General features: G+C 53.5%; 16 protein-coding genes and 3 pseudogenes. 9 read left to right on the top strand and 10 right to left on the bottom strand.

The genetic code is table 11. The features are described 5' to 3' along the window. The coding region (locus BGK49_RS19025; protein WP_000317683.1) for an IS1 family transposase at window positions 1-263 on the top strand (263 nt) is incomplete at its 5' end. Window positions 264-331: 68 nt separating this feature from the next. Here BGK49_RS19025 and actP read toward each other — a convergent pair. The 3 genes and pseudogenes from actP to acs all read right to left on the bottom strand — a co-directional run bounded on the left by actP (window position 332) and on the right by acs (window position 4,450). Continuing rightward, window positions 332-1,981: a cation/acetate symporter ActP gene (gene actP / locus BGK49_RS19020; RefSeq protein WP_000832577.1), complete on the bottom strand. Its 1,650-nt coding sequence runs from the start codon at window positions 1,979-1,981 to the stop codon at window positions 332-334. Beyond that, on the bottom strand, window positions 1,978-2,292 hold the full coding sequence (locus BGK49_RS19015) for a DUF485 domain-containing protein (RefSeq protein WP_001014565.1): 315 nt from the start codon (window positions 2,290-2,292) through the stop codon (window positions 1,978-1,980). Before BGK49_RS19015 ends, actP begins: the two co-directional genes overlap by 4 nt. Window positions 2,293-2,491: 199 nt before the next feature. Beyond that, window positions 2,492-4,450: pseudogene (acs, locus tag BGK49_RS30550) on the bottom strand (acetate--CoA ligase). A gap of 392 nt (window positions 4,451-4,842) precedes the next feature. Here acs and nrfA point away from each other — a divergent pair. The 8 genes from nrfA (at window position 4,843) to gltP (ending at window position 12,873) form a co-directional block, all read left to right on the top strand. After that, a complete protein-coding gene (gene nrfA, locus BGK49_RS18995) occupies window positions 4,843-6,279 on the top strand; it encodes an ammonia-forming nitrite reductase cytochrome c552 subunit (RefSeq protein ID WP_005045745.1) in 1,437 nt (478 codons plus the stop codon). A gap of 44 nt (window positions 6,280-6,323) precedes the next feature. Then, complete coding sequence (nrfB, locus tag BGK49_RS18990) at window positions 6,324-6,890, top strand: cytochrome c nitrite reductase pentaheme subunit (protein WP_001296647.1); 567 nt, start codon at window positions 6,324-6,326, stop codon at window positions 6,888-6,890. Continuing rightward, window positions 6,887-7,558 carry a cytochrome c nitrite reductase Fe-S protein gene (nrfC, locus tag BGK49_RS18985; protein ID WP_000220281.1) on the top strand — a complete coding sequence of 224 codons (672 nt, stop codon included), beginning with the start codon at window positions 6,887-6,889 and terminating at the stop codon, window positions 7,556-7,558. Before nrfB ends, nrfC begins: the two co-directional genes overlap by 4 nt. Beyond that, on the top strand, window positions 7,555-8,511 hold the full coding sequence (nrfD, locus tag BGK49_RS18980; protein WP_000195158.1) for a cytochrome c nitrite reductase subunit NrfD: 957 nt from the start codon (window positions 7,555-7,557) through the stop codon (window positions 8,509-8,511). Before nrfC ends, nrfD begins: the two co-directional genes overlap by 4 nt. Before the next feature lie 19 nt (window positions 8,512-8,530). Then, the gene (locus tag BGK49_RS18975; RefSeq protein ID WP_071821661.1) at window positions 8,531-10,249 is read left to right on the top strand and encodes a heme lyase CcmF/NrfE family subunit; all 1,719 of its coding nucleotides are present in this window, start codon (window positions 8,531-8,533) and stop codon (window positions 10,247-10,249) included. Further along, window positions 10,242-10,625 (top strand): heme lyase NrfEFG subunit NrfF, encoded by a 384-nt coding sequence (gene nrfF, locus BGK49_RS18970; RefSeq protein WP_001032546.1) that lies wholly within the window; start codon window positions 10,242-10,244, stop codon window positions 10,623-10,625. Before BGK49_RS18975 ends, nrfF begins: the two co-directional genes overlap by 8 nt. Further along, window positions 10,622-11,218, top strand: a complete 597-nt coding sequence (gene nrfG / locus BGK49_RS18965; protein ID WP_000662604.1) for a heme lyase NrfEFG subunit NrfG — start codon at window positions 10,622-10,624, stop codon at window positions 11,216-11,218. Before nrfF ends, nrfG begins: the two co-directional genes overlap by 4 nt. Window positions 11,219-11,559: 341 nt before the next feature. Continuing rightward, window positions 11,560-12,873 carry a glutamate/aspartate:proton symporter GltP gene (gene gltP, locus BGK49_RS18960; protein WP_000789585.1) on the top strand — a complete coding sequence of 438 codons (1,314 nt, stop codon included), beginning with the start codon at window positions 11,560-11,562 and terminating at the stop codon, window positions 12,871-12,873. Between the two features lie 190 nt (window positions 12,874-13,063). On the opposite strand, the pseudogene yjcO reads toward gltP, so the two are convergent. The 7 genes and pseudogenes from yjcO to yjcS form a co-directional block, all read right to left on the bottom strand. Then, a pseudogene (gene yjcO / locus BGK49_RS18955) lies at window positions 13,064-13,752 on the bottom strand (Sel1 family TPR-like repeat protein YjcO). A 93-nt stretch (window positions 13,753-13,845) separates the two neighbouring features. Then, window positions 13,846-15,993: a formate dehydrogenase subunit alpha gene (gene fdhF, locus BGK49_RS18950; RefSeq protein ID WP_077897533.1), complete on the bottom strand. Its 2,148-nt coding sequence runs from the start codon at window positions 15,991-15,993 to the stop codon at window positions 13,846-13,848. Window positions 15,994-16,190: 197 nt separating this feature from the next. Further along, a complete protein-coding gene (gene mdtP, locus BGK49_RS18940) occupies window positions 16,191-17,657 on the bottom strand; it encodes a multidrug efflux transporter outer membrane subunit MdtP (RefSeq protein WP_046891665.1) in 1,467 nt (488 codons plus the stop codon). Further along, on the bottom strand, window positions 17,654-19,705 hold the full coding sequence (mdtO, locus tag BGK49_RS18935; protein ID WP_001275142.1) for a multidrug efflux transporter permease subunit MdtO: 2,052 nt from the start codon (window positions 19,703-19,705) through the stop codon (window positions 17,654-17,656). Before mdtO ends, mdtP begins: the two co-directional genes overlap by 4 nt. Further along, window positions 19,705-20,735: pseudogene (mdtN, locus tag BGK49_RS18930) on the bottom strand (multidrug efflux transporter periplasmic adaptor subunit MdtN). Before mdtN ends, mdtO begins: the two are co-directional and overlap by 1 nt. An 18-nt stretch (window positions 20,736-20,753) precedes the next feature. Further along, entirely contained in the window at window positions 20,754-21,029 is a 276-nt protein-coding gene (locus BGK49_RS18925) for a YtcA family lipoprotein (RefSeq protein ID WP_004988094.1), read from the bottom strand. 208 nt (window positions 21,030-21,237) lie between these two features. Next, on the bottom strand, window positions 21,238-23,223 hold the full coding sequence (gene yjcS, locus BGK49_RS18920) for an alkyl sulfatase YjcS (RefSeq protein WP_001066003.1): 1,986 nt from the start codon (window positions 23,221-23,223) through the stop codon (window positions 21,238-21,240). Between the last annotated feature and the right edge of the window lie 286 nt (window positions 23,224-23,509).

The following is a 23,509-nucleotide window of genomic DNA, read 5'->3' as shown; positions in this document are numbered from 1 at the left end:
CCACACTGGAGCGTCTTCTGAGCCTGCTGTCGGCCTTTGAGGTCGTGGTATGGATGACGGATGGCTGGCCGCTGTATGAATCACGCCTGAAGGGAAAGCTGCACGTTATCAGCAAGCGTTACACTCAGCGCATTGAGCGACATAATCTGAATCTGAGACAACATCTGGCAAGGCTGGGACGGAAGTCACTGTCGTTCTCAAAATCGGTGGAGCTGCATGACAAGGTCATCGGGCATTATCTGAACATAAAACACTATCAGTAAGTTGGAGTCATTACCCATGCTGGAGAGGAAGAGTATTCCCCGGTCAGGCGACCGGGGAAGGGGAGAGATTAATGTGCGCGGCCTTGCTCAACGCCAAAGCCGGTCTGGGAGCGGATAAACTGCGCACGGAACAGTTCACGCTCGCGCGCACCTTCCGCTGAGTTATCGGTTGCCGAGAAGAACCAGATGCCGAGGAATGCCACGCTGATAGAGAACAGCGCCGGGTATTCATACGGGAAGATGGCTTTTTCGTGACCGAGGATCTGTACCCAAATAGTCGGGCCGAGGATCATCAGCACCACTGCGGTAATCAGCCCCAGCCAGCCGCCCAGCATCGTGCCACGGGTAGTCAGTTTCGACCAGTACATGGAAAGCAGAATGATCGGGAAGTTACAGCTCGCCGCGATGGCAAACGCAAGGCCTACCATAAAGGCGATGTTCTGATTCTCAAACAGCACGCCGAGGATAATCGTAATCACACCCAAAATCAGGACGGTGATTTTCGATACCCGCAGTTCTTCACGTTCGGTCGCACCTTTTTTGAAGACGTTAGCGTACAAGTCATGCGAAACCGCGGATGCGCCCGCCAGCGTCAGACCCGCAACCACCGCGAGGATAGTGGCGAAAGCAACCGCTGAAATAAAACCGAGGAACAGGTTGCCGCCCACTGCATTCGCCAGGTGAACGGCCGCCATGTTGTTACCACCAATCAGATGGCCCGCCGCGTCTTTATATTCCGGATTCGCACCAACCAGCATGATCGCGCCGAAGCCGATAATAAAGGTCAGAATATAGAAGTAGCCCATAAACCCGGTGGCGTAGAACACGCTCTTACGTGCTTCGCGGGCATCGCTGACTGTAAAGAAGCGCATCAGAATGTGCGGCAAGCCCGCCGTACCAAACATCAGTCCCAGACCCAGAGAGAGCGCGGAGATCGGATCTTTCACCAGCCCGCCCGGCTTCATGATGTCGACACCTTTCGGGTGTACCGCCATCGCTTCGCTGAACAGATTATTGAAGCTAAAGCCGACGTGTTTCATCACCATAAAGGCCATAAAGCTGGCACCGAACAGCAACAGCACGGCTTTAATAATTTGCACCCAGGTGGTCGCCAGCATGCCGCCGAACAGGACGTACATCATCATCAGCACGCCGACCAGCACCACCGCAATGTGATAGTTAAGGCCAAACAGCAGCTCGATCAGTTTACCTGCGCCTACCATCTGGGCGATAAGGTAAAGCGCCACCACCACCAGAGAACCACAGGCCGAAAGAATACGAATCGGCCCTTGTTTCAGGCGGTAAGAGGCTACATCGGCAAAGGTGTAGCGTCCCAGGTTACGCAGACGTTCGGCAATCAGGAACAAAATGATCGGCCAGCCCACCAGGAAGCCCAGCGAGTAAATTAAGCCGTCATAGCCGGAGGTAAACACCAGCGCGGAGATCCCCAAAAATGAGGCGGCGGACATATAGTCACCGGCAATCGCCAGCCCGTTCTGGAAGCCTGTGATATTGCCGCCTGCCGTGTAGTAGTCGCTACGAGAACGTACGCGTTTTGATGCCCAGTAGGTAATGCCGAGCGTAAACACGACGAAAATCAGGAACATAATAATCGCCTGCCAGTTCGTTGGCTGGCGCTCTACGGCCCCGCTAATAGCATCCGCGGCGTTAGCTGCGAAAGGGAGTGTGGCGGCAAGCGCCGTCAGAACTCTTTTCATGATGCTTGTACCTCATGCAGGACTTCATTATTAAGACGGTCGAATTCGCCGTTCGCCCGCCAGATGTAGATACCGGTGAGAACAAAGGAGATCACAATCACTCCAACACCAATTGGAATACCGCGTGTGACGCTGGTGTTCGGATTCAGCGGCGTGCCCAGCCAGCCGGGCGCGAAGGCGATCAGTAAAATAAAGCCGATATAAACTGCCAGCATAATAATCGACAGGATGGTGGCAAACCGTTGCCGTTTTTCGACTAACTCCCTGAAATGCGCATTGTCTTCTATCCGCTGATAAATAGTGCCATTCATCACAGATTCTCCAGAGGTAATGTAGGGATTGTTTTAATTCCCGCTCCCTTATGGGAGAAGGTTAACGCTCGGGTAACCCTTGCCGAATGTAGGCCGGATAAGGCGTTTACGCCGCATCCGGCAATCAATGCCTGATGCGACGCTGTCGCGTCTTATCAGGCCTACAAACCGTTACCGACTCGCATCCGGCAATTGTGGGTTACGATGGCATCGCGATAGCCTGCTTCACTTCAAGCAGCTTCTCGACTACGCCAGGATCGGCAAGCGTCGAGGTATCGCCCAGGTTGCTGGTATCGCCCGCCGCAATTTTGCGCAGAATACGGCGCATAATTTTGCCGGAGCGGGTTTTAGGCAGGGAGTCGGTCCAGTGCAGCACGTCTGGCGTCGCCAGCGGGCCAATCTCTTTACGCACCTAGTTGCGGACTTCTGCGTACAGTTCTGGTGACGGTTCCTCCCCGTGATTAAGCGTGACGTAGGCGTAGATCGCCTGACCTTTAATATTGTGCGGAATACCTACTACGGCGGCTTCGGCAATCTTCGGATGCGCCACCAGCGCCGACTCAATCTCTGCCGTCCCCAGACGGTGACCGGAGACGTTCAGCACGTCGTCCACACGCCCGGTGATCCAGTAATAGCCATCTTCATCGCGACGCGCGCCGTCGCCGCTGAAATACATATTTTTGAAGGTGGAGAAGTAGGTCTGTTCAAAACGTTCGAGATCGCCAAACAGCGTACGCGCCTGACCCGGCCAGGAGTCGGTGATCACCAGGCTGCCTTCGGTAGCGCCTTCCAGCGGGTTACCTTCGTTATCGACCAGCGCCGGTTGCACGCCGAAGAACGGACGTGTTGCCGAACCGGCTTTCAGCTCGGTAGCGCCAGGCAGTGGCGTGATCATGAAACCGCCAGTTTCGGTCTGCCACCAGGTATCGACCACCGGACATTTCTCGTTGCCGATTTTTTTCCAGTACCACTCCCACGCTTCCGGGTTAATTGGCTCGCCCACGGAACCGAGAATGCGCAGCGACGAACGGTCGGTACCCTCGATCGCTTTATCGCCTTCCGCCATCAGCGCGCGGATCGCCGTGGGTGCGGTATAGAGAATATTGACCTGATGCTTGTCCACCACCTGCGCCATACGGGCAGGCGTCGGCCAGTTGGGTACGCCTTCAAACATCAGCGTGGTCGCACCGCAGGCCAGCGGGCCGTACAGCAAGTAACTGTGTCCGGTCACCCAGCCCACATCGGCGGTGCACCAGTAGATATCACCCGGATGATAATCAAAGACATATTTAAAGGTCAGCGCCGCGTACACCAGATAACCGCCGGTAGTATGCAGCACACCTTTTGGCTTACCGGTAGAACCGGAGGTGTAGAGAATAAACAGCGGATCTTCGGCGTTCATCTCTTCCGCCTGGTGCTGATCGCTCGCTTGCTCAACCAGGTCGTGCCACCACAGGTCGCGCCCTTCCTGCCAGTCAATTTTCCCGCCAGTACGCTTCAGTACCACCACATGCTCTACGCTGGTGACGTTCGGGTTTTTCAGCGCGTCATCAACGTTTTTCTTCAGCGGAATACTGCGCCCGGCACGCACACCTTCGTCGGAAGTGATCACCAGTCGTGAGTTGGAATCAATAATGCGCCCGGCAACGGCTTCCGGCGAGAAGCCGCCGAAAATCACCGAATGCACCGCGCCAATGCGGGCGCAGGCCAGCATCGCAACCGCGGCTTCCGGCACCATCGGCATATAAATCGCCACCACATCACCTTTTTTAATGCCCAGCTCGAGCAGGGTATTGGCGAAGCGGCAGACGTCGCGGTGCAGCTATTTATAGCTGATATGTTTGCTCTGGCTGGCGTCGTCGCCTTCCCAGATGATGGCGGTACGATCGCCGTTTTCTTGCAGATGGCGGTCAAGGCAGTTTGCCGCCAGATTCAGCGTGCCGTCCTCGTACCATTTAATGGACACATTACCGGGGGCAAAGGAGGTGTTTTTCACCTTCTGGTAAGGTTTGATCCAGTCAAGAATTTTTCCCTGTTCGCCCCAGAAGGTATCAGGTACGTTAATAGATTGTTGATACATTGCCTCGTACTGCTGAGGGTTTATCAGGCAACGGTCTGCGATGTTGGCAGGAATGGTGTGTTTGTGAATTTGGCTCATGCTTTTGTTCTCCTTGTAGAATGTTAATAATATGTGGCATAAGCGTTAAATGTAGGGGTATTGGCAGTTTTGTTTAGTATTTGGGCGACAGATCACGCAAAAGTAGAATTGTGCAAATAAACGGCAGGGTAATTTTTGAAGGTCAGCAACAAAAGTTGATTAATTCTTTGAGGAACATGCAGTTATGCATGCTGTTGAAAAAGAGGAAGATACTGACTAACTCTAAAGTGGTATTTTACATGCACTTACAATTGATTAAAGACAACATTCACAGTGTGGTTATTTGTTACACATAGGGGCGAGCAATGTCATGACAGTGTAGGTGCGGTTACTGTCGTGAAAAACAATAAAAACCGCCATTGCAACAATGGCGCAATTCGGATGAAGCCCCTATGACAAGGATAAAAATAAACGCACGCCGTATCTTCAGCTTATTGATTCCTTTTTTCTTTTTCACTTCTGTTCACGCTGAACAAACGGCAGCTCCCGCAAAACCTGTAACTGTGGAAGCGAAGAATGAAACCTTTGCCCCGCAGCATCCCGATCAATATCTCTCCTGGAAAGCCACCTCGGAACAGTCAGAGCGTGTTGACGCCCTGGCGGAAGATCCACGGCTGGTGATCCTGTGGGTGGGGTATCCCTTCTCGCGCGATTACAACAAGCCGCGTGGACATGCCTTTGCTGTGACCGATGTGCGTGAAACCCTGCGTACCGGTGCGCCGAAAAACGCTGAAGATGGTCCGCTACCGATGGCGTGCTGGAGTTGTAAAAGCCCGGATGTGGCGCGTCTGATCCAGAAAGACGGCGAAGATGGCTACTTCCACGGTAAGTGGGCGCGCGGCGGCCCGGAAATCGTCAACAACTTAGGTTGTGCCGACTGCCATAACACCGCCTCACCAGAGTTCGCCAAAGGCAAACCGGAGTTAACCCTTTCCCGCCCGTATGCGGCTCGCGCGATGGAAGCCATTGGTAAACCTTTTGAGAAAGCCGGACGTTTCGACCAGCAATCGATGGTTTGCGGTCAGTGCCATGTGGAGTATTACTTCGACGGCAAAAACAAAGCGGTTAAATTCCCGTGGGATGACGGCATGAAAGTCGAAAATATGGAGCAGTATTACGACAAAATTGCCTTCTCTGACTGGACTAACTCCCTGTCGAAAACGCCAATGCTGAAAGCGCAGCACCCGGAATATGAAACCTGGACAGCGGGCATTCACGGTAAAAACAACGTGACCTGTATCGACTGCCATATGCCAAAAGTGCAGAACGCCGAAGGCAAACTCTACACCGACCATAAAATTGGTAATCCGTTTGATAACTTCGCCCAGACTTGTGCGAACTGCCATACCCAGGACAAAGCTGCCTTGCAAAAAGTGGTCGCGGAACGTAAGCAGTCGATTAACGACCTGAAAATCAAGGTTGAAGATCAACTGGTTCACGCTCACTTCGAAGCGAAAGCAGCGCTGGATGCAGGCGCGACGGAAGCTGAAATGAAGCCAATTCAGGACGATATCCGTCATGCCCAGTGGCGCTGGGATCTGGCGATCGCTTCCCACGGCATTCATATGCACGCACCGGAAGAAGGTTTACGGATGCTCGGTACGGCGATGGATAAAGCGGCGGATGCACGCACCAAACTGGCGCGCCTGCTGGCGACCAAAGGCATCACCCATGAAATCCAGATCCCGGATATCTCAACCAAAGAGAAAGCCCAGCAGGCCATTGGCCTGAACATGGAACAAATCAAGGCCGAGAAGCAGGACTTCATCAAAACGGTGATCCCGCAGTGGGAAGAACAGGCACGTAAAAACGGTCTGTTAAGCCAATAACCCCGTTCCGCCTCGCAAGGGGCGGAAAACACAATGGAGTGAATATGAGCGTATTACGTTCGTTATTAACTGCTGGGGTGCTGGCGTCGGGCCTGTTGTGGAGCCTGAACGGAATTACCGCTACCCCTGCGGCGCAGGCATCTGGTGATCGCTACGAAGTTACCCAGCAGCGTAACCCGGATGCCGCCTGTCTGGACTGTCATAAACCAGATACCGAAGGTATGCATGGCAAACATGCTTCCGTTATCAACCCGAATAACAAATTGCCGGTCACCTGCACCAACTGTCACGGCCAGCCATCACCGCAACACCGCGAAGGGGTGAAAGATGTGATGCGCTTTAACGAGCCGATGTACAAGGTCGGAGAGCAGAACAGCGTCTGTATGTCCTGTCATCTGCCGGAACAGTTGCAAAAAGCGTTCTGGCCGCACGATGTCCACGTAACCAAAGTGGCGTGCGCCAGCTGCCATTCCCTGCATCCACAGCAAGATACGATGCAGACGTTAAGTGACAAAGGACGGATTAAGATTTGCGTCGATTGCCACAGCGATCAGCGCACCAATCCGAACTTTAACCCGGCGTCTGTTCCGTTGCTTAAGGAGCAGCCATGACCTGGTCTCGTCGCCAGTTTCTCACCGGCGTCGGCGTGCTGGCAGCCGTCAGCGGCACCGCAGGGCGCGTGGTGGCGAAAACGTTGAATATCAATGGGGTGCGTTACGGCATGGTGCATGACGAGTCGTTATGCATCGGCTGTACCGCCTGTATGGATGCTTGTCGAGAAGTGAACAAGGTGCCGGAAGGCGTCTCGCGCCTGACGATTATTCGTAGCGAGCCGCAGGGCGAATTTCCTGATGTGAAATATCGCTTCTTCCGTAAGTCTTGCCAGCACTGCGATCATGCGCCGTGCGTTGACGTCTGCCCGACCGGTGCGTCTTTTCGTGATGCCGCTAGCGGGATTGTCGATGTTAATCCTGATCTCTGCGTCGGTTGTCAGTACTGCATCGCCGCCTGTCCGTACCGCGTGCGCTTTATCCATCCGGTCACGAAGACGGCGGACAAATGCGATTTCTGCCGTAAAACCAATTTGCAGGCCGGTAAGCTGCCCGCGTGCGTTGAGGCTTGCCCGACGAAGGCGCTGACGTTTGGCAATCTGGACGATCCTAACAGTGAGATTTCGCAACTGCTGCGCCAGAAGCCTACTTACCGCTACAAGCTGGCGCTGGGAACCAAACCGAAGCTGTACCGCGTACCGTTTAAATACGGGGAGGTGAGCCAATGACGCAGACTTCCGCATTTCATTTTGAATCGCTGGTGTGGGACTGGCCGATTGCCATCTACCTGTTTTTGATTGGTATTTCTGCCGGTCTGGTGACGCTGGCCGTGCTGTTACGTCGCTTCTACCCGCAGGCGGGCGGTGCAGACAGTACGTTGCTGCGCACCACGCTGATTGTCGGGCCGGGCGCGGTGATCCTCGGTCTGTTGATCCTCGTCTTCCACCTGACAAGACCGTGGACCTTCTGGAAGCTGATGTTCCACTACAGTTTTACCTCGGTGATGTCGATGGGGGTGATGCTGTTTCAGCTTTACATGCTGGTGCTGGTGCTGTGGCTGGCGAAAATCTTTGAACATGATTTGCTTGCCCTGCAACAACGCTGGTTGCCGAAGCTGGGGATCGTGCAAAAGGTTCTGAGCCTGCTGACGCCCGCTCATCGCGGACTGGAAACGCTGATGCTGGTGTTGGCGGTGCTGCTGGGGGCTTATACCGGCTTTCTGCTGTCGGCGCTGAAATCGTATCCGTTCCTCAATAACCCGATCCTGCCGGTGCTGTTCCTCTTCTCCGGCATCTCGTCCGGTGCGGCGGTGGCGCTGATCGCCATGGCGATACGCCAACGCAGTAACCCGCATTCCACGGAAGCGCACTTTGTTCACCGGATGGAAATCCCCGTGGTATGGGGTGAAATCTTCCTGCTGGTGGCGTTTTTTGTCGGTCTGGCGCTGGGCGATGACGGTAAAGTTCGTGCGCTGGTGGCGGCATTAGGTGGCGGTTTCTGGACGTGGTGGTTCTGGCTTGGTGTCGCCGGGCTGGGGCTGATTGTGCCAATGTTGCTCAAATCGTGGGTCAATCGCAGTTCCGGCATTCCTGCCGTGCTGGCGGCGTGTGGGGCCAGTCTGGTCGGCGTGTTGATGCTGCGCTTTTTCATTCTCTACGCCGGACAGTTGACGGTGGCGTAAGCCAGAAAAGAGGTGGTTTCTGGACGTATTCCTTCCTGAAGTCGGTTTTCTGGCGTTGTTGTTAAGTCTCGGGGTCAACGTGTTGACCCCGTTGACGGCCTTTGCGGGAGTGCGGTTGCGCTGGCCTGCCATGATGCGACTCACTTGCATCGGCATTCTGGCGCAGTTCGCGCTCCTGCTGCTCGCCTTTGGCGTACTGACGTATTGTTTTCTCATCAGCGATTTCTCGGTCATTTATGTCGCCCAACATAGCTACAGCCTGCTGTCGTGGGAACTCAAACTGGCGGCGGTGTGGGGCGGTCATGAAGGTTCGCTGCTGCTTTGGGTGCTGCTGCTTTCCGCCTGGAGCGCGCTGTTTGCCTGGCATTATCGGCAGCAAACCGATCCGCTATTTCCGCTGACGCTAGCCGTTTTATCTCTCATGCTCGCCGCACTGCTACTGTTTGTGGTGCTGTGGTCCGATCCCTTCGTGCGGATATTTCCACCAGCAATCGAAGGCCGCGATCTCAATCCGATGCTGCAACATCCCGGTCTTATCTTTCATCCACCGCTGCTTTACCTTGGCTATGGCGGTTTGATGGTAGCGGCGAGCGTGGCGCTGGCGAGTCTACTGCGCGGCGAGTTTGATGCGGCCAGCGCCCGAATTTGCTGGCGCTGGGCGTTACCTGGCTGGAGTGCATTAACGGCGGGGATCATCCTCGGTTCCTGGTGGGCCTACTGCGAACTCGGCTGGGGCGGCTGGTGGTTCTGGGATCCGGTGGAAAATGCCTCTTTATTACCCTGGCTTTCTGCCACTGCGCTGCTGCACAGTTTATCCCTGACACGCCAGCGGGGGATTTTTCGCCACTGGTCGCTGTTACTGGCGATAGTTACTCTGATGCTGTCGCTGCTGGGCACCTTAATTGTCCGTTCTGGCATTCTGGTTTCGGTTCATGCGTTCGCGCTGGATAACGTCCGCGCCGTGCCGTTGTTCAGCCTGTTTGCACTGATTAGCCTTGCGTCTCTGGCTCTGTATGGCTGGCGAGCGCGGGACGGTGGCCCGGCGGTGCGTTTTTCGGGGTTATCGCGGGAAATGTTAATCCTCGCTACGCTGTTGCTGTTTTGCGCAGTGCTACTGATCGTGCTGGTGGGAACGCTTTATCCGATGATTTACGGTCTGCTGGGCTGGGGACGCCTCTCCGTTGGCGCGCCGTATTTTAACCGCGCGACGTTACCGTTTGGTCTGTTGATGCTGGTGGTGATTGTGCTGGCGACGTTTGTCTCTGGCAAACGCGTGCAGCTTCCGGCGCTGGTAGCTCATGCGGGCGTGCTGTTATTTGCCGCTGGGATCGTGGTTTCCAGCGTCAGCCGTCAGGAGATCAGCCTGAATTTACAGCCGGGTCAGCAGGTGACGCTGGCAGGATACACCTTCCGTTTTGAGCGCCTCGATCTGCAAGCCAAAGGCAATTACACCAGCGAAAAAGCGATAGTGGCACTGTTTGACCATCAGCAACGCATTGGTGAACTGATGCCGGAGCGGCGTTTTTACGAAGCACGTCGTCAGCAAATGATGGAACCGTCAATTCGCTGGAACGGCATCCATGACTGGTATGCGGTCATGGGTGAAAAAACCGGAGCGGATCGTTACGCTTTTCGCTTGTATGTACAAAGCGGTGTGCGCTGGATCTGGGGGGGAGGATTGTTGATGATTGCGGGCGCATTGTTAAGCGGATGGCGGGGGAGGAAGCGCGATGAATAAAGGACTTCTCACGCTACTGCTGTTATTTACCTGTTTTGCGCGCGCTCAGGTCGTAGACACCTGGCAATTCGCCAATCCGCAACAACAGCAACAGGCGTTAAATATTGCCAGCCAGTTACGTTGTCCGCAGTGCCAGAATCAAAATTTACTGGAATCCAACGCGCCGGTGGCAGTCAGTATGCGCCATCAGGTTTACAGCATGGTGGCGGAGGGGAAGAACGAAGTCGAAATCATTGGCTGGATGACCGAACGCTACGGAGATTTTGTTCGCTATAACCCACCGTTAACGGGTCAGACGCTGGTGTTGTGGGCGCTGCCAGTGGTGTTGTTACTGCTGATGGCACTGATCCTCTGGCGAGTGAGGGCGAAGCGATGAAAGAGCCCAAAATACCGGTGAAAATGCTGACAGCACTCACGATTTTGATGGTATTTCTCTGTGTCGGCAGTTATCTGTTAAGTCCAAAATGGCAGGCGGTACATGCGGAATATCAGCGTCAGCGCGATCCGCTACATCAGTTTGCCAGCCAGCAAACCCCGGAAGCGCAGCTTCAGGCATTGCAGGATAAAATCCGCGCTAATCCACAAAACAGCGAACAATGGGCGTTACTGGGCGAGTACTATCTGTGGCAAAACGATTACAGCAATTCGCTGCTGGCGTACCGTCAGGCGTTGCAACTACGTGGTGAGAACGCTGAACTGTATACGGCGCTGGCGACGGTGCTTTATTACCAGGCCAGCCAGCATATGACCGCCCAGACTCGCGCAATGATCGACAAAGCCCTCGCGCTGGACTCTAACGAAATCACCGCTCTGATGCTGCTGGCTTCCGATGCGTTTATGCAGGCGAATTACGCGCAAGCCATCGAACTATGGCAAAAAGTGATGGATCTCAACTCACCCCGGATCAACCGGACACAGCTGGTCGAGTCGATTAATATGGCGAAATTGTTGCAGCGGAGATCGGATTAATCATCTGGTGATGAAGATTATGTTATTGAGCTGCATAAAAAATAATCGAATGAACATATGCCAAAAATAATCACTAATCAGTATTATTGCAGATTAAACAAATAAAAATCTTTCCATAACAAATGGTTATTCATTAATCCTGACATAAACTCGCGTTATTATGCATTAATGCAGCGAAAAGCTCTGTTGTTAAAGGGTTGCGCAACATACCGCGCAAATGATACTGATCATAAGCGTTAAAAAAATCTACAAACCAACGCAACACAATTCATGCCCTGGCAGTATGTCACGTTCTCGCGTTTCTGAACGGGGAACGGCGCTCCATTGAGGAAGTTATTCTGATGAAAAATATAAAATTCAGCCTGGCCTGGCAGATTCTGTTTGCTATGGTGCTGGGCATTCTCCTGGGAAGCTACCTGCACTACCATAGCGACAGCCGCGACTGGCTGGTCGTCAATTTGCTCTCTCCGGCGGGTGATATCTTCATCCATCTGATTAAAATGATTGTTGTGCCGATTGTGATCTCCACGCTGGTGGTGGGTATCGCGGGTGTGGGTGATGCCAAACAGCTCGGGCGTATTGGCGCGAAAACCATTATTTACTTCGAGGTGATCACCACCGTCGCCATCATTTTGGGGATCACTCTGGCGAACGTCTTCCAGCCCGGTGCCGGGGTGGATATGTCGCAGCTGGCGACCGTCGATATCTCGAAATATCAGAGCACTACGGAAGCGGTACAAAGCAGTTCCCACGGCATTATGGGCACGATTTTGTCGCTGGTGCCGACGAACATTGTGGCGTCGATGGCGAAAGGCGAAATGCTGCCGATCATCTTCTTCTCGGTGCTGTTTGGTCTGGGGCTTTCCTCCCTGCCCGCGACGCATCGTGAACCGCTGGTGACCGTGTTCCGCTCCATCTCTGAAACCATGTTTAAAGTGACTCACATGGTGATGCGTTATGCACCGGTGGGTGTGTTTGCGCTGATTGCGGTGACGGTGGCTAACTTTGGTTTCTCTTCTCTGTGGCCACTGGCGAAACTGGTGCTGCTGATGCATTTCGCCATTCTGTTCTTCGCGCTGGTAGTGCTGGGAATTGTGGCGCGCCTGTGCGGGTTAAGCGTCTGGATCCTGATTCGTATTCTGAAAGATGAGCTGATTCTGGCGTACTCCACTGCCAGCTCTGAAAGCGTACTGCCGCGAATTATTGAGAAGATGGAAGCCTACGGAGCACCGGCGTCGATCACCAGCTTCGTGGTGCCGACCGGTTACTCTTTTAACCTTGATGGTTCGACGCTGTATCAAAGTATTGCCGCTATTTTCATCGCTCAGCTGTATGGCATTGACCTGTCCATCTGGCAGGAAATCATTCTGGTGCTGACGCTGATGGTGACCTCGAAAGGGATTGCTGGCGTGCCGGGCGTGTCGTTTGTGGTGTTGCTGGCAACGCTGGGTAGCGTAGGTATTCCGCTGGAAGGTCTGGCGTTTATTGCTGGTGTTGACCGTATCCTCGACATGGCGCGTACTGCGCTGAACGTGGTGGGTAATGCGCTGGCGGTGCTGGTGATTGCCAAGTGGGAACACAAATTTGACCGCAAAAAGGCGCTGGCTTATGAGCGTGAAGTGCTGGGCAAATTTGATAAAACTGCGGATCAATAATTGAAGATTGCCGGGGTTATCCACCCGGCAATGTGTGGATGCCTGATGCGACGCTGGTGCGTCTTATCAGGCCTACGCCAGACAGCGCAATAGCCTGATTTAGCGTGATTTTGTAGGTCGGATAAGGCGTTTACGCCGCATCCGACATCAACGCCTGATGCGACGCTTAACGCGTCTTATCAGGCCTACCTTAACCGTTGGTTAATTTTTCAAACTCTTCACACCCGGTATCAAACCCTTCCATACAGCTCAGGTTCAACCAGTGCAGCGCCTTTTGTTTGTTCTTCTCGATAAAACCTTCTTCACCGTTTAAGAACATCATTCCCGCCCAGTACTCGGAATAACCGGTTCGGGAAATTGCAGAGCTGCGTTTGAAATACCAGGTTGCCTTGTCATCGTCGGCCTTAATGCCCACGCCGTTGGCGTAAATCAAACCAAGCAGCATTTGGGCATCGACGGCAGAGTCGTTCTCCAGATCTTCCGAGGCTTTTCTAACAGCGAAATCGCCTTTGGATAATCCGGTTTACCCGCTTGAGTATTTACCAGAATATGCGCCAGCGTTACTTCACCTTCTTTACTGCCCGCTTGCGCCGCTTTCTCTGCAAGAACTTTTGCTTGTGGATAGTCCAGACTGACCGGATTGGTGATTTTGATCTGCGCCAACAGCGCGCAGGCATCAGCATCACCGCTGTCGGTGGCTTTCTGTGCCCAATATTCGGCTTTGCTCAAATCGCCGGAGCTAAACCAGCTGTCGGCAAGAAAATATTGTGCGCGTCGGTCCCCGGCCTCTGCTGCCTTTAAATACTGGCTGCCAGGCTCGGAGTCGTTGGCGTGGGCAAAGAATGTCAAAAACAACATCAATGCGATAATTTTTTTCATTTTGATAATACGATTGGGTAGGGAGTAACCAGTATAAAGAGTTCGAATGGATAAAAAAACAGCCTCCGAAAGGAGGCTGTAGAAAGGACTGTATTACGCCAGTGCCGCTTCGCGCAGGCGAGTTTTCAACTTGTTGTACTCGTCAATCACGTACTGCTCGGCGGCGCGCTGATCGGCGATCGGCTCGACGCGCACGGCGCAGTATTTGTATTCCGGCGTTTTCGTAATCGGGCTTAAGTTTTCGGTAACCAGCTCGTTACAGGCACCAATCCACCACTGGTAGGTCATGTAAATCGCCCCTTTGTTCGGACGATCGCTGACCTGCGCACGGGTGATAATTTTGCCTTTACGCGAGTGCACCCAAACCAATGCCTCATCTTCAATACCCAGACGTTTGGCGTCTTCGGTATTGATTTGTGCGTAGCCAGGTTCATCAGCCAGCGCCGCCAGTGCCGCACAGTTACCGGTCATCGAACGGCAAGAGTAGTGACCAACTTCACGCACCGTTGACAGTACCATCGGGTACTCGTCGGTGAGTTTGTCGATTGGCGCTATCCAGTCGCAGGTGAAGAACTGCGCCAGACCGTTCGGGGTATCAAACTTCTCTTTAAACAGATAAGAAGTCCCCTGATCGGCATCTGAAGTATCGCGGCAAGGCCACTGAATGAAGCCCTGTTCGCCCATTTTCTCGTAAGTCGCACCGTAGAAATCCGGGCACAGATGACGCAACTCATCCCAGATCTCCTGGGTGTTGTTGTAGTGCATCGGATAACCCATACGGGTGGCGATTTCACTGATGATTTGCCAGTCCGTTTTCAGATCCCATTTCGGTTCAACTGCTTTGAAGAAACGCTGGAAGCCACGGTCAGCCGCAGTAAACACGCCTTCATGCTCGCCCCACGACGTTGACGGCAAAATGACATCCGCCGCCGACGCGGTTTTGGTCATAAAGATGTCCTGAACGATGACCAGTTCCAGATCTTCAAAGGCTTTACGTACTGCCGACAGCTCCGCATCAGTTTGCAGCGGATCTTCGCCCATAATGTACGCGGCACGCACTTCGCCATGCGCTGCGCGGTGCGGCAGCTCGCTGATGCGATAGCCGGTATGAGCAGGCAGGCTTTCCACGCCCCAGGCTTTGGCGAATTTCTCGCGGTTAGCCGGATCTTTCACGTACTGGTATCCCGGATACGTATCCGGCAGCGCGCCCATATCGCAGGCACCCTGCACGTTGTTCTGACCACGAACCGGGTTTACACCCGCATGCGGCTTACCGAGGTTACCGGTCAGCATCGCGAGGCTGGTCAGAGAACGCACGGTTTCCACGCCCTGGTAGAACTGGGTTACACCCATGCCCCACAGGATGGCGGCGCTTTTCGCCTGGGCATACATCCGTGCCGCCTGACGAATCTCACTGGCGCTGACGCCGGTGATATCTTCAACCGACTCCGGCGTGTAGCCTTCAACGATTTTACGATACTCTTCAAAGCCTTCTGTACGGGAAGCGACGAACGCTTTGTCGTACAGATTTTCTTCAATAATGACATGGCCCATCGCATTCAACAGCGCGATGTTCGAGCCGTTTTTCAGTGCAATGTGCATGTCAGCAATGCGCGCGGTTTCAATTTTGCGCGGATCGCAGACGATAATTTTCGCCCCGTTACGTTTAGCGTTAATTACGTGATTCGCCACGATTGGGTGGGAATCCGCCGGGTTGTACCCGAAAACGAACACTAAATCGGTATTATCAATTTCGTTAATAGCATTGCTCATTGCGCCATTACCGACCGATTGGTGCAGACCTGCAACCGATGGGCCGTGTCAGACACGAGCGCAGCAGTCAACGTTATTGGTACCAATAACGGCGCGCGCAAATTTTTGCATTACATAGTTGGTTTCGTTACCCGTACCACGCGAGGAGCCGGTCGTCTGGATGGCATCCGGACCGTACTTCTCTTTGATGGCGCTCAGGCGCTCGGCAACGTAATTCAGTGCCTCATCCCAGGAAACAGGTTCGAGTTTGCCGCCACGCTGGCGACGGATCATGGGGGTTTTCAGGCGCGGGGTCAGGATCTGGGTATCGTTAATGAAGTCCCAGCCATAATAACCCTTCAGACACAGGGTACCCTGGTTGGTTTTCCCCTGCGCTGCCTCCGCCCGGACGATTTTGCCGTTATCGACGACCAGGTTGATTTTGCAACCTGATGCGCAATAGGGGCAAACCGTGACGACTTTTTTCATCGGTCTCGCTCCAGTTAATCAAATCACGCATACGCGCTCTCGACTACAGTACGCATCTTTTATGCCACATTTTATTTGGGGTCATTCCCTGATATTACGGGCACTATTTATTCAAAACTCTGACGAAAAACAGGCTGTCGTCAGTTTTGACGTGACGAAACGAAATACCGCGTGACAGCCATCACGCGGCAGACATTTTATTTTTTCTCGACGACGGGAGCCGCCTGATACCCGCCGCCCAGCGATTTCATCAACTGAATGCTGTGGATCACCCGGCGGCTGTCCAGCATCAGTAATGACATCTCTTCGGCAAGCACTGGCAACCGGGCTTCGGTGGCCTGTAAGCGGCTGGTTAAGCCGCGCTGATAGGCGGCCTCGGCAGCGCGCTGGGTGAAGCGCGTTGCTTCCACGCGTTCAGCCTGCATTTCTCGTTCGTCGTTGAGCGTTTGCAGACGCGTGCCGTTGACGGCAACGTCACGCACCGCGTTCAGTACTGACTGGTTGTAACGTTCAATCATCATGTTGCTGGCGGCGCGAGTGCCTTCGAGATTGGCATTCAACCGTCCACCGTCAAACAGCGGCAATTTCAGACCCGGGATGAAGTTGAACTGGCGACTGTTTTTTTTGAATAAGGTATCCAGGTGGATGGAGTCCAGACCGAAAAACGCTTTGATATCAAAGCTCGGGTAGAACAGTGCCCGCGCGGAATCCACCTGATCTAATGACGCCTGAACATACCAGCGCATGGCTTGCAGATCCGGGCGTCTGGCGAGCAACTCATAAGAGAGTGTCGCCGGAATGCCGGTCTGGACTCGTGGTAATGCCACCGGTTTGATCTCCGGCATATCGCTGGCCCCCGCGCCAATCAATGCACGCAGAGATTCTCGCGTTTCGGTGATTTGCCCTTTGACGGCAGCAATTTGTTTATCGACCGCCAGAATCTGTGCCCGCGCGCCGTGGAAAGGCACTTGTGCTTCCAGACCGTGCGCCACTTTACTCTGGTGCGCTTTCACCGCGTAATCAATCACATCGCGAGTTTGTTCTAACAGATCGAGCATCTGATAGCTGGCCTGCATACTGTAATAAAGCTGCGCTACGCCCGTGGTCAGCGATAGCTCTACTGCTGCGGTTTCTGCCAGCGCGGCATTATGCGCGCCAATGGCGGCGGCAACCGCTGAGCGATGCACACCCCACAAATCAAGATCCAGTCCGGCAAACAAACCTACTGTGGCTTCCGTATAGTACGGCCCGTCCATACCCAGTGAGGGCGCATCCATCGCATAAGGGCTTAAAAAGCCGTTCGCCGAGACGCGTTGGCGGTTGAGCATCCCTAACGCTGCGACCTGTAATTGTGAACCGGCATCTAACAAATCGGCCTGGGACTGCGCTTTTTCTTCCTGCAGTTTCGCTTCGGCGAGGGTGTGTGAACCACTTAGCGTCCGTTGGATCAGCGCATCCAGCTGCGGGTCATTGAGTTGTTTCCACCACTGCGCCTGCGGCCAGCCGGAGCTGGCAAGATGAATATCGTCGGCCAGTTTGATTTGTTCCGGTTTGAGCTGTTGATGAGGTGCAGAATCCTTACGTACCAGGGCACAGCCGGAAATCAGCGTCGTGCTGCCGAGAATGCTGCACAACAGCAGACGTGAAAGTTGACGATTGATCATTGCGTGGCTCCTTGTGCCTGTTCCGTGGCGGGCGTTAATGCCGGGGCTGTCCAGTCTGGCAAGCGGGCGAAAAGCTGGCAGACGTGTTGCTCCTGTTTTAATAAGGTGGGCAGGATGGCCTGCGAGGCGGGTGTCTCTTCAAGCGTTATTTGAGGAGAACAGCTGAGTGCGGTTGCCAGACCGGCAGCGTATTTTTCCAGGGCGTCGGCAAACTGACCTGCTCTGTCCGGCTGTAGTGCGTTATCCAGCGCCTGCGCCGAGTTCCAGGTGGCATCCCAGGCGTGAAGAAGATCGCGGCCCTGACGAATAACCGTTTGCGAACGTTCAATCAGTAAGGCGCGTTCTTCGCTGTCCAGTTGACGCTCCAGCGCCACGCGTTGGCACATCTCTTCACAGGCATTAAACGCCGCATGCAGACCTATACGAATTTGCAGATAAGTGCGCAGAGCCGTGACTTCCTGCTGGCGTGGGATCCGCATTACTTTACTTAGCATACCCAGCGCACCGGCTAGTTTTTGCGGCAGAGTGCGCGCTTCACTTTCAGGCCAGACAAAGGTGTAAATCACCGCGGACACCACGGTACCAATGATGATACCCAGGGCGCGATCGCGAATTTCCACCAGGTCGTACACTGGGCCAAAAACGTTTTCGAGCGTGGCGAGCGCGAAGGTGACGACCATCTGTGTGCCGATATAAGAAGAGCGTTCAGAGCTGGTGGCAATCCATGCGCCCAACAGGAAAATCGGTGCCAGCACAAACAGCAATTCGACAATATTGTCCAGCCAGGGCATGACCAGTAGCGTGAATAACAGCGCCAGAATCGCGCCGCAAAAGGCCCCGCCAAAACGCAGCACCATCTTCTGGTACGACGAACCGACATTTGGATTAGCGACGATCACGCAGGTCAGCATACAGGTGTGAATGCCTTCCCAGTCCACGCCGCTGTAAAAGGTGTAACAGATCAAACAGGCGAGCAATGTTTTTACCGCGTAGCGTATATAGTCTGGATTGGTAAAAGCATCGGCGACCATTGATGGCGGTTTGGCGGCGGGCGTTGGCGGCGTATTCGGGTTCATCTGGCCCAGTTGTAACAACGTCTGGCAGATATTCTCCAGGTTACATTCCCGTGCCGCCACCGCTTCACTTTCACTGATCCGCCAGTTGCTTTGCCAGCACTGACCTTCAGCAACGGCATGCTGCAGCTTGTTGATTTCTGAGGCTAATTTTTGCCGAAATTCAATAATTGCCTGAGAATCAGCAAAAGAGGTGGGATCGTAGCGATTCAGCGTCGAGTAAATGTAGGTTACCGTTGCCACGCAGCTTTGCCACCATGCGCTTTGAGTTCGCCAGTTGGCATCGTCCGCGAGACAAAAGACATTCAGTTTTTGCAGCGCCAGCGCCTCTCTTTCAATCCGCGTTTCGGGTAGCGGTGCGAGGCTGTCTGTCAGGTGACTAATGGCATCATCAAGCCGATCATTAAGCGCCTGATGCATTTGCGAAATGGCACGACTGGGAAACCACAGCACGCCGATTAACGTCATCAGCAAGGTTGGATAGAGGCCAACAACGATACACCACAGCGTTAAGCGCACGACCACTTCCGGATAGTCGAGCATGGCGGGGAAGGTTTGCCCGTAAATGGCGACAATGGCGACAGCGAAAAAGACCAGTCCCAGCCGATGGGTGCGCATCAAAAACATGCAGCCCATCAGGATCGGCCCGGCGATGATCAATCGGATCAACGGTTCGCCGTATGACCATTTGTAGATCAAAAACAGGCTGCCGATCTCCAGCACCGTGGCAACCACAAACAAGATCGCCACAAATTTGGTGTAAAACGCGTTCGACTGAATACCGTAAAACAGCACTGCCAGCGATAACGCCACAAAAGGGATCTCAAAAGTCATCGAGATCAGAATCACCAGCAGGCAGCCTACCCAGAGTTGCACGATCTGCGGCACGCGGCCGGGTCGCCGCTCGCTTAACTCTTCATGAAAGAACGCCAGCAGCCTGACCACCGGTAATGGCAGGGAGTTGAGCGCGCTCATTATTGCGGCTCAAGATTAGCGACTGCCGAAGCGCCGATGCGGAACATTTCCGGGTCAGGTTTATCGACCATGATTTTGACCGAAAAACGCTGGGCAACGCGGACCCAGTTAATAGAGCGAGAAACTTTCGGCAGGCCGCCCAGCACCAGGCCGCCGTCATTCGGTAGCACGCCGTAGCCAATCGAATCCACTTTACCCTCGAAGGTTTTGCCGCTGTCACTCATCAGGCGAATCGTTGCGGGTGTACCTGAGCGAATATTTTTCAGATCGGTTTCGCGGAAGTTGGCGATCACGTACCAGTGACGAGTGTCGATTAGGGTAAAAATAGGGCGCATGGCAGAAGCAAATTGCCCGACGGAGGTTTTGAGGGAAATGACCCGGCCATCAAACGGCGCGCGAACGGTCGCCATTTCCAGATGCAGTTTGGTCAGGGCAATATCCGCTTCGACCGCCGCACGCTGGGCAACTAATACATCCACGCCGCTGACGGCGCTGGCGGCTGACTGCGCCTGTAACAATACGGCATTAAGATCCGCTTCTGCGGCGCGCTGCGCCGTTCTTGCACGGTCAACATCTTCCGCTGAGACAAAACCTTCTTTCAGTAATGGCTCGGTGCGGCGTAATGTATCTGTGGCCTGTTTCGCGGCGGCACGTGCTTTTTCTACCGTGGCATTAACCGAGTCGGCACCAAACTGTTGGGCGTCAACGCTACGCTGGGTGAGCATAATTTGCTTATCCAGCGCCGCGAGGGAGGCTTCAGCTTTCGCCAGATTGGCTTCGTACGGGCGCGGGTCAATGCGGAACAGCAAATCGCCCTGTTTGACTGCCTGGTTGTCGGTGACCCCAGTTCTACAATGCGGCCGCTGACTTCCGGCACCACATCAATGGTATCTGCTGACGCGTAAGCGTCATTAGTTGATGGCGCACTGTCTACGCGCCAGATAACGAAAACAAGGGCAACCAGCGCCAACGCAACCACTAACAGAGCAGGGAATTTACTGCGAGGAGCTTTTTTCGGCGTACTTTCCATGAGCGCGTCTCAAATAGATTAGAAAAATGCCAGCCAGAACAGCATGGCGTAGACAGCAAAAAGGGCGGTATAAATAATTCCGACAAATGCCAGATTGATATTTGCCCGCTGAATAATTCGCCTCGTGATTAGCGTCAAAATAAGGCTGGCAATGGCGCAGAAAAACCAGCTGGGATAATAAGCGCCGATCACCGGGATTGCCGGAGATAATGAGCATCCCGAAACCATGAAGACGGGAATTATCCAGGCTGTTTTTTTGAGTTGCATCGCCATGCGAGAGAGAACTGTTGGCATATTAAATACATCCTGTTTGCTGCGAACAATATCTGTAGTGAATATCAATATCCATTGAAGGCGTCAGTATGGCTATTTTCTTGATGAATAAAAATAGCTTTATTCAGCCACCGCATTCATAACTTATATATTTTATGTATTAATTGATTGTATGTATTTTTATAATAAATGCTTTTGGGGGCTTAAGCGCCCCCAAAAGTGAGTGGCATTAATTTGGGGTTACGATATTCACCCACAAATCGAAATTATCCAGACAGGCAATAATTTCTTCCAGTTTCGCGCCATTGCCAATAATTTTGGCTTTCTTCGCTTTTACCAGATCCGCCATTTTGGCTTGTCCTGTCAGCACGGCGTGCAGATCTTCACGGCTGATGTAGAAAGAGGCGTCGGCTTGCGGTTGCAGTGTTTTACGGTAGTTAAGCACGCTATCGTTCAGCGTCAGGTTGAGGTTATCGCCGTTGCTCATATTGAAGTTCAGGCTGATATTTTTACCCGCAGCTTTCGCGCTATCGAGGCGAACGGACATAAAGTCGAACAGCATTTCGACCGACATCCCGCGAATGGTGTCCGGGGAACCGGTGGTGCCGTGGCTGAACTTATGCACCCCTTCGCGCAGCTCTTTCGCGCCGGTCAGGTAGAAACCGCGCCAGGTGGCGGACTCGGCCTGATAGCCCAGCTGTTCAAAGTTATTCGCTTGCAGATTCTTCGCGACCTGGTCACCCGGGTTGGCGGCAATCACCTGTTTCAGCAGTTCTGCCGACCAGCGGTAATCACCTTGCTTGTTCGCTTCTTGCGCCAGGCTGATGACACGGGCAGAACCGCCCAGCGCCTGCACGTAACGTTTACCCATCTCCACCTGACCATACGGATGCAGGTTAGCCGGGTTACCGTCGTAATAGCCAAGATAGAAGTTATACACCGCGCGGGCGTTGTGGCTGACAGAACCGTAATAGCCACGGCTGGCCCAGTTATTGGCAAGTGCAGGCGGCAGTTTAATCATGTCGCCGATTTCATTCATGGTGTAGCCCTGGTTCGCCAGGTGCAGGGTCTGGTCGTGAATGTACTTGATAGTATCGCGATATTTACCAATATAATCATTGATATGCTTATTGCCCCGGACCGGCCAGGTGTGCGGCATAAACAGGACTTCCGCGTCGTTACCCCACATATCCAGCGTTTCGTTCAGATACTCGGTCCACTTGCTGGTGTCGCGGGTTTTCGCGCCGCGCAGAGTGTAGAAGTTGTGCAGGGTATGCGTGGCGTTCTCGGCGGTACACAGCGCTTTCAGGGCCGGAATATAGAAGTGCATTTCGGCTGGTGCTTCGCTACCTGGGGTCATCAGGAAGTCAAACTCCAGGCCGTCGATAATCATCTTCTCACCGGTTTTGGTGATGGTTTTGTTCGGTGCGATGATGCTCGGGTAGCCCGATGCCAGCGTTACGCCAAGACCATTGCCGATGTTACCCTGAGGGTTATGCGCCAGCAGCAGGCCGTAGGAGTAAAGTGCACGGCGGCTCATAATATTACCCGCCAGTACGTTTTCGCTGATGGCTTCGTCCATAAAGCCAGCAGGGGCGATAACCTGCACTTTACCGGATTTCACATCAGCTTCAGAGATAATGCCTTTCACGCCGCCATAGTGGTCGGTATGGCTGTGGGTATAAATAACCGCAACAATCGGTTTTTGCGGGCGATTTTGGAAGTAAAGGTCAAGGGCGGCTTTTGCGCTCGGTGGCGTCACCAGCGGGTCGATGACAATAATCCCGGTATCACCTTCGATAAAGGTGATGTTGGAGATATCCTGACCGCGAACCTGGTACATTCTGTCGGTGACTTTAAACAGGCCGGAAATACCGTTTAACTGCGACTGACGCCACAGGCTAGGGTTAACGGTTTCGGGCGCGGGCGCATTGATATCAAATTTATAATCTTCCCCGCGATAATATGGTTTGCCATTAGCATCGCGCAGAATACCTTCATCCAGCAGCGGAGCGATAAATCCACGCTGAGCGTCGTCAAAATCCTGACGATCGCTAAACGGTAATGATTTGGCGTAATTCTGATTAACCTGTTGGGTATATTGAGTGGCGGCTTTCGCTTCCTCTTTCGCGTTAGCGGTATTTACCATCATGCCGCTGGCGGCAGTTAACGCAATAACAATTCTGCTCAAACGGAATAACCGAGAGTTATTCATATAAATCTCCATTTATCATTTATGTCGTAAATATGTAATCCATACAAAATACGTCATTTAAAGCTGGGGTTATCATAATTGGGAATTTGCGACTTTAATAAGTGGAAGTGTGAGCTGAACGATCCATTTTATTAGGCATTTGTGCTGAAGAGAGAAAATTAGTAAGGCAGTATGACTTTCCGTGAGACAGATGCTGGCCAACGTGGGATATTTAACGCGGGTTAACATCGTTGTCAGAGCCGCATGGGTGAGCTGTTGCTACACCCCGGTATTTCCACCACGGAGG

The organism is Shigella sp. FC1544 (assembly GCF_001722145.1).
In the GTDB taxonomy this organism is placed as follows: Bacteria; Pseudomonadota; Gammaproteobacteria; order Enterobacterales; family Enterobacteriaceae; genus Escherichia; species Escherichia coli.
The sequence above is the reverse complement of the archived record's forward strand: the minus strand, read 5'-3'. Positions and strand labels throughout refer to the sequence as shown.